The following is a 922-nucleotide window of genomic DNA, read 5'->3' as shown; positions in this document are numbered from 1 at the left end:
TGTGGCCCGCGGGCGTCGGCACCGGCGTCGGCTCGCTGCCCGGCGTCGACGTCCGCGAGGCGTGTGCGCTGGTCACCGGCGAGACCCCGGAGTTCCCGGCGCTGCCCGAGCTGCCCGCCCGCGGTGTCGGCGCGGACATCGTCGGCCGCACGGCCGGGCTGCTCGTGGACCTGGCCGTCGAGGTCGTGCCGACCGGCTGGCGGGTCGCCGCCCACCCCGGGCGCGACCTGCGCCGGGCCCGCGACCTGATGTCCGGAGACCTGGACGCCTTCGACGACGCCTGCGACCGCATCCGCCCGTCCTGGGTGAAGGTCCAGGTCGCCGGCCCGTGGACGCTCGCCGCCTCGGTCGAGCTCGCCGCCGGGCACCGGGTGCTCACCGACCGCGGCGCCGTCCGCGAGTTCGCCGCCAGCCTGACCGAGGGGCTGCGCGCCCACGTCGCCGAGGTGGCGCAGCGGACCGGGGCGACGGTCGTCGTCCAGCTCGACGAGCCCGGCCTTCCCGCCGTGCTCGCCGGGTCGCTGCCGACCGCGTCCGGCTACGGCACCGTCCGCTCGATCGCCGCGCCGGACGCCCAGGACGTGCTCCGGGACCTGATCGCCGGCATCGACGCCCCGGTCGTCGTGCACTGCTGCGCGGACCGCCCGCCGATCCGACTGCTCGCCGGGACCGGTGCGGCCGCGGTCGGGATCGACGCGACCCGACCGGCGTTCGCCGGGGCCACCGCCGAGCCACGCGCTCTCGACGCGATCGGCGAGACCTGGGACAGCGGTGTCCCGCTGTTCCTCGGGCTGCTGCCCGGCACCGCGCCGGCCCGCGAACCGGCGGTCGGCGACCTCGCCCGGATCGGCTACGACCTCGCCGACCGGCTGGGCTTCGACCGGCCGCGGCTGGCCCGGCTCGCCGTCCCGACGCCCGCCTG

Annotated in this window: 1 protein-coding gene; it reads left to right on the top strand. The window is 78.5% G+C overall.

Annotated features, from left to right (window positions below; genetic code table 11):
- The coding region (locus GTW08_RS19625; RefSeq protein ID WP_161152350.1) for a methionine synthase at positions 1-922 on the top strand (922 nt) is incomplete at both ends.

The sequence above is a fragment of the Pseudonocardia sp. SID8383 genome, from assembly GCF_009864975.1.
GTDB classification, from domain to species: Bacteria; Actinomycetota; Actinomycetes; order Mycobacteriales; family Pseudonocardiaceae; genus Pseudonocardia; species Pseudonocardia alni.
Note: the sequence above shows the minus strand (reverse complement) of the source record. Positions and strands in the feature narration are given on the sequence as shown.